The sequence below is a fragment of the Microbacterium sp. zg.Y909 genome, assembly GCF_024626565.1.
In genome coordinates this window covers 1-6,268 of the sequence record NZ_JANJFJ010000259.1, presented here as the reverse complement: position 1 = coordinate 6,268, position 6,268 = coordinate 1, and the positions used below count along the sequence as shown (strand labels likewise).

6 protein-coding genes are annotated in these 6,268 nt (G+C 69.6%); 1 reads left to right on the top strand and 5 read right to left on the bottom strand.

The genetic code is table 11. The features are described from left to right. From NQ160_RS16455 to dapE, 3 genes are all read right to left on the bottom strand, one after another. Positions 1-67, bottom strand: a 67-nt coding sequence (locus NQ160_RS16455; protein ID WP_257516246.1) for a DUF3117 domain-containing protein, incomplete at its 3' end; no start/stop codon positions are given. Between the two features lie 86 nt (positions 68-153). Next, entirely contained in the window at positions 154-1,377 is a 1,224-nt protein-coding gene (locus NQ160_RS16450) for a hypothetical protein (RefSeq protein ID WP_257516245.1), read from the bottom strand. Next, entirely contained in the window at positions 1,359-2,435 is a 1,077-nt protein-coding gene (gene dapE, locus NQ160_RS16445) for a succinyl-diaminopimelate desuccinylase (RefSeq protein ID WP_257516244.1), read from the bottom strand. The genes NQ160_RS16450 and dapE overlap by 19 nt, the downstream gene beginning before the upstream one ends. Positions 2,436-2,478: 43 nt before the next feature. On the opposite strand from dapE, the gene dapD reads away from it, so the two are divergent. Further along, positions 2,479-3,426 carry a 2,3,4,5-tetrahydropyridine-2,6-dicarboxylate N-succinyltransferase gene (dapD, locus tag NQ160_RS16440; RefSeq protein WP_257516243.1) on the top strand — a complete coding sequence of 316 codons (948 nt, stop codon included), beginning with the start codon at positions 2,479-2,481 and terminating at the stop codon, positions 3,424-3,426. A 3-nt stretch (positions 3,427-3,429) separates the two neighbouring features. Here the strand turns inward: dapD and NQ160_RS16435 are convergent, their stop codons facing one another. Continuing rightward, positions 3,430-5,034, bottom strand: a complete 1,605-nt coding sequence (locus tag NQ160_RS16435) for an L-lactate permease (RefSeq protein WP_257516242.1) — start codon at positions 5,032-5,034, stop codon at positions 3,430-3,432. Positions 5,035-5,139: 105 nt separating this feature from the next. Beyond that, positions 5,140-6,268 (bottom strand): citrate synthase (locus tag NQ160_RS16430; protein ID WP_257516241.1); only part of this gene is annotated, 1,129 nt, incomplete at its 5' end.

Sequence of the window (6,268 nt, the reverse complement as noted above, 5' to 3'; positions counted from 1 at the left end):
TGATCAGGCGCCCCTCCTTAACGGCCTCCATCGGTCCATCCCCGGTTCGCGGCTTCATGGCTGCCATTACGGGCTCCTTTTCCATATAGGTGTGGTCCCTGAGTTTATCGTGTGAAACCGACGCCGGATGAACGAGGCGCGCGGAGGAGTCGCTCAGGGCACGCGCCAGAAGGTGTCGCCGAGTGCGTACATCTCGTGGATCCACCACCCTTGGGCGAGCAGACACACCACCAGCGCTCCAATACGCCACACCCACGATCGGGGTACGGCGACCGCTCCCCACAGCGGCGAAAGCGGCAGCAGCAGCCGGAATGTGCTCGATTGCGGGAAGAAGACCGCGAGCAGATAGAGCAGGTAGCTCGCCGACCACAGGCGCAGGTCGACCCCCAGACGGCGCGCCGTCCGCCCTCGCCACAGCCACAGCGCCGCTCCCGCCACCGCGGCCACGAACACCACCACCCCCACCGCCGGCGGCAGACCCAGCTGACTCGCCCAGAAGGCGCTGGCCTGCACGACCCCTTCGAAGGGCACGAAGCCCGCCTCGGCATTGGGAAGCCAGACGCGGCGCCACGCCAGCTCGGTGGCCAGATACGCGTCGGGCCGCCCGGTCACCAGAGCCGCGATGCCGATCCACGAGAATCCGACCACGGCGGCGAGGAGCCCCGTCGCGACGATGTGCACGACATCCCGCCCCGGAAGGGCGGCGTCACGACGGATCACCCAGCGGTGGATGCCGTGGAGCGCGAGGAACAGCGAGAACGCCAGCACCCCGGGGCGGGTGAACCCCATGAGAGGCACGAGCAGGTAGAGCCACGCGTACCGGCGTCGCTGCACCTGCCACAGTGCGAGCAGGAGCAGGAGGAGGAACAGCGACTCCGCGTAGCCGACGTGGAAAAGGGCCGCCAAGGGCGACGATGCGAACAGCACCGCGGCCCACAGCGCCGCGCGTGCGCCGATCCGCTCGCGGAGCAGCCGATAGAGCACGTAGGTGGCGCCGTACCCCGCGACCAGCGACACCGCTGACGCCCCGGCCACCCACGATCCCAGCGGTGCGCCGACCACGGCCGCGACCGCCGGGTACACCGGGAGGAAGGCCCACGCGTTCTCGGCTACCTGGCCGCCGTCGGTGAGGGGCAGCTCGGTGGGGTAGCCCGAGACCGCCACCAGCCAGTACCACTGCGCGTCCCACCCGGCGAGGAGGTCCGCCAGCGAGGCGTCCGCTCCGAACCGCGATCCCGGCCCCGAGGCGCGGGCGGCCAGCAGCAGCAAGCCGGTCGTGGCCAGACGCGCACCGATGTAGAGCACCCCGATGCGCAGGGCCGCCGGCAACGCATCCCAGCGTCCAGCGATGCGGGTGGTCAGGCGCCGCTCAGCCATGCGCGCAGACCGCGCTCCACGGCCTCGATCTGCGAGACCGCCACCCGCTCCTCGTCGTGGTGGGCCAGGTGCGGGTTGCCCGGACCGTAGTTCACGGCGGGCACCCCCAGCGCCGAGAACCGCGCGACGTCGGTCCAGCCGTACTTGGGGCGGGGCACGGCGCCGACAGCCGCGACGAACTCCTGTGCCAGCGCGGCGTCGAGGCCGGGACGCGCGCCTTCGGCGACATCGGTGATCTCCACCTCGTATCCCGTGAAGATCTCGCGCACGTGCGACTCCGCCTCGGCGGCGTCGCGACTGGGGGCGAACCGATAGTTCACCTCGATCTCGCAGAGGTCGGGGATGACGTTGCCGGCGACGCCGCCGGTGATGCGCACCGCGTTGAGACCCTCGCGGTAGACCAGACCCTCCACCTCGATCTGCTGCGGCTCATAGTCTGTCAGGCGCGCGAGCACGGGGGCTGCGGCGTGGATCGCGTTGACGCCCATCCAGGCCCGCGCACTGTGGGCGCGGGAGCCGTGGGTGCGCACCACCGCCCGAAGCGTGCCGTTGCATCCCCCCTCGACTTCGCCGTCGGAGGGTTCGCCCAGAATGGCGAAGTCCGCGGCGAACAGGTCGGGGCGGGTGCGGGCGAGGCGCGTCAGCCCGCTGCGCGACGCCTCGACCTCTTCGTGGTCGTACCAGAGCCAGGTGATGTCCACCCGCGGGTCGACGAGCTCTGCGGCCAGCTTGAGCTGCACCGCCACTCCCGCCTTCATGTCGACGGTGCCCCGCCCCCACAGGTAGGGCTCGCCGTCGATCTCGATGTCGCGCGTGGGCAGGTTGGCGTTCACGGGGACGGTGTCGATGTGCCCGGCGATGGCGACGCGCTGCGCGCGGCCGAGGTCGGTGCGCGCCACGATCGTGTCGCCGTCGCGGTGCACCTGCAGGTGCGGCAGCGCGGCAACGGCTTCATGGATCGCGTCGGCGAGCGTCGTCTCGTCGTCCGAGACGCTGGGGATGTCGCAGATCGCCCGCGTGAGGTCGAGAGAGGATGCGCTGAGGTCGAGCCGTGGCATCCCCCGAGTCTAGCCAGCGCGCACCGGCCGATATTCTGGAGGGATGAGCGATGCACGATGGATCTGGGCCACGGGACTGACGACCACCGCCGCTGACGGCACGGTGCTCGACGCCTGGTTCCCCCACCCCGAGACGGGGCGCCGCCCGGTGGACGTCGACGCCCAGGCTGAGTTCGAGGGACTCACCGGACGCGACGAGCGTCGCAGCGTGACGGTGTCGCCGGTATCGCTGGAGATCGACCTGGATGCCGCGCCGTCCTCCACGCCCGACGCCTATCTGCGGCTGCACGCCCTCTCGCACCGCCTCGTCGAGCCGAACGCCCTCAATCTCGACGGCATCTTCGGCCACCTCCCGATCGTCGCGTGGACCAACGCCGGCCCGATGCTCCCCGAAGACGCCGCCGCACTGCGGCCGTCGCTGCAGCGCCACGGCATCCAGGTGCAGGGCCTCGACAAGTTCCCGCGCCTGACCGACTACGTCACGCCTGCCGGGGTGCGCATCGCCGACACGGCTCGCGTGCGCCTGGGCGCGTACCTCTCCCCCGGCACCACCGTCATGCACGAGGGCTTCGTCAACTTCAATGCCGGCACGCTCGGCGCCTGCATGATCGAGGGCCGCATCTCGCAGGGCGTGGTGGTCGGCGACGGCAGCGACGTCGGCGGGGGCGCGTCGATCATGGGCACGCTCTCGGGGGGCGGCAGCCACCGCGTGTCGATCGGCGCCCGCACGCTGCTCGGCGCGAACGCCGGCATCGGCATCTCGCTGGGCGACGACTGCGTCGTCGAGGCCGGTCTCTACGTCACGGCCGGAACGAAGGTCGTTCTCGCGGGCGGGCCCACTCGCCATGACGGCACGCCGCAGGTCGTGAAGGCCGCAGAGCTCTCCGGACGGTCCGGCCTGCTGTTCCGTCGCAACTCCCTGAGCGGCGCGGTCGAGGCGGTCGAGCGCACCGGCGTGGGCGTCACGCTGAACGAGGCCCTGCACGCCTGAGCGTCAGAATGCCATGTACAGCGTGAAGCACCAGAGGCAGATGAAGGCCAGCATCCCGAGGCTGTAGAGGATCGACGCCCGCAGGATCTCGCTCTCGCGGCCCGAGAGCCCCACCGCCCCCGCGGCGATCGCGATCGACTGCGGCGAGATGACCTTGCCCGTGTTGCCGCCGGCGGTGTTTCCCGCCACCAGCAGGGCCGGGTCGGCCCCGATGCCCTGCGCGGTCGCGACCTGCAGCGGCGCGAAGAGGGTGTTGTTGTTGACCACCGACCCGGTGAGGAACACGCCGATCCAGCCGATGATGGGCGCCAGCAGCGGCACGAGGGGGCCGATCGCGGCGAGGGCGTTGCCCATCGACGTCGACGCCCCGGCGTAGTTGGCGATGTTCGCGAGCGCCAGGATCAGCGCGATGAGCACCAGCGCCTGCCAGAGCGACCGCACGGTGCCGACGAACTCCCCGCCCAGCGACGGGCGGCGGGATCTCGGGGTGGTGAGGTACGACACGATCACCGCGAGGAGGATGGCCGTGCCGGTCGCATTGATTGGCGTGAAGCCCCAGGTCGCCGTGACGACCGAGCCGGCTGCCGTGGTCACTTCGCCCGTCAGCCCCGGGATCGCAATGGCGAAGACGGTGCCGGCCAGTGCGCCACCCTCCGCGAAGAGGTTCTTGAATACCGGCAGGCTCCACACCAGGATGAAGCCGGTCAGGATGTAGAAGGGGCTCCAGGCGGACGCGATCTGGCCGAGGCTGTGGCGCTCGGCGGCCGGGGCCTCGGACCCGTCTTCACGGAACTGCCGCTTCGGCTGCCAGACCCGTCCGAGCAGGAAGAGGGCCACCATCGCGCCGAGCCCCGCGCCGAGATCGGCGAGCTCCGGGCCCAGGAACCACAGCACACCGCCCTGGATGCCGCTGAACACCACGGTGACGAGCAGGGTCGCCGGCAGCGTCTCGCGCAGGCCGCGCCGCCCGTCCAGGATCATCACCAGCAGGAACGGGATCAGCAGGGTCAGCGGCTGCAGGATGACGACCATCGACCGCGACAGCACCATCACGTCGATACCGGTGACCTGTGCGCCGACGATCACCGGAATGCCGATGGCGCCGTAGGCTCCGGCGCCGGCGTTGGCCACAAGGGAGATCATGGCGGCGCGCACCGGTCGGAACCCGAGTTGCACCAGCAGCGCCGCGCAGATGGCGATCGGAACGCCGAATCCGGCCGCGCCCTCGAGGAAGGCCCCGAACGCGAAGCTGATCAGCAGCACCTGGATGCGCTGGTCGCCCGAGATGCCCCCGATCGAGGCGCGGATGACGTCGAATCTTCCGCTCGCCACCGCCAATCGGTACAGCCACACGGCCATGACGATGATGTAGGCGATCGGCCAGATCGCGGTGAGCACGCCGATCAGCGCCGACCCGCCGACCGTTTCCAGCGGCATCCCGAACGGCCACATGGCCACGATGATCTGCACGACCAGGGCGATGACGGCCGAGAGGATGCCGCTCAGCTTGATCGCGACCAGGCAGACCAGGAACACCACGATCGGAATGGCCGCCACGAGGGCGGAGAGCCCGATGCTCCCGAAAGGGTCAGTCGTCTGTTCCCACATGGCGCCTCCGCTCGTACGGCAGGTCGTGCGGGAGTCACGCTACCGGGCGAGGGCCATCCTGGTCACCCCTCCCGCTGCGGCGGCGCGGGCCGCCGCAGCCTGGGCTCACACCCCGGGGTAGTCGCGGCGCCCGGCGCCGGTGTACAGCTGCTGCGGTCGGCCGATCTTCGTCTGCGGGTCGTTCTGCATCTCGCGCCAGTGGGCGAGCCAGCCCGGAAGCCGGCCGATCGCGAACAGCACGGTGAACATGCGGGTCGGAAAGCCCATGGCCTTGTAGATGACGCCCGTGTAGAAGTCGACGTTCGGGTAGAGCCGGCGCTCCTGGAAGTACGCATCGTTGAGTGCGATCTCTTCGAGCTCCTTGGCGAGGTCCAGCAGCGGGTCGTGCACCCCGAGCTCGGTGAGCACCTCGTCGGCCGATTCCTTCACGAGCTTCGCACGCGGGTCGTAGTTCTTGTACACGCGGTGCCCGAAGCCCATGAGCTTCACGCCGTCTTCTTTGTTCTTCACACGCTCGACGAAGCGCTGCACGCTCTCACCCGAGTCGCGGATGCGAGCCAGCATGTCGAGAACGGCCTCATTGGCGCCGCCGTGCAGCGGTCCGTACAGGGCGTTGATCCCGGCGGAGACCGACGAGAACTGGTTGGCGCCGGTGGAGCCGACCAGGCGTACGGTCGAGGTGGACGCGTTCTGCTCGTGGTCCTCGTGCAGGATCAGCAGACGCTCGAGCGCCCGTGACATGACCGGGTTGATCTCGTACTGCTCGCTCATGACGCCGAAGTTCAGGCGCAGGAAGTTGTCGACGAAGCTCAGCGAGTTGTCGGGGTAGAGGAACGCCTGCCCCACGCTCCTCTTGTGCGCGTAGGCGGCGATGACGGGCAGCTTCGCGAGCAGGCGGATGGTGTTGATCTCCACATGCTCGGGGTTGTTCGGGTCGGACTGGTTCTCGTAGTAGGTCGACAGTGCCGCCGTCGCCGACGAGAGCACCGACATGGGGTGCGCCGTGTGCGGCAATGACGAGAAGAACCGCTTGATGTCCTCGTGCAGCAGGGTGTGCCGGCGGATGCGCTCGTCGAACGCACCGAGCTCGTCGGCGGTGGGCAGCTCGCCGTACAGCAGCAGCCAGGCCACCTCGAGGTACGTGCTGTTCTTGGCCAGCTGCTCGATCGGGTAGCCGCGGTAGCGGAGGATCCCCTCATCACCGTCGATGTAGGTGATCGCCGACTTCGTCGCT

Bases quoted from the DNA above. Each gene is read 5' to 3' on its own strand.
- NQ160_RS16450 (WP_257516245.1), bottom strand. From the start codon at position 1,377: ATGGCTGAGCGGCGCCTGACCACCCGCATCGCTGGACGCTGGGATGCG.
- dapE (WP_257516244.1), bottom strand. From the start codon at position 2,435: ATGCCACGGCTCGACCTCAGCGCATCCTCTCTCGACCTCACGCGGGCG.
- dapD (WP_257516243.1), top strand. From the start codon at position 2,479: ATGAGCGATGCACGATGGATCTGGGCCACGGGACTGACGACCACCGCC.
- NQ160_RS16435 (WP_257516242.1), bottom strand. From the start codon at position 5,034: ATGTGGGAACAGACGACTGACCCTTTCGGGAGCATCGGGCTCTCCGCC.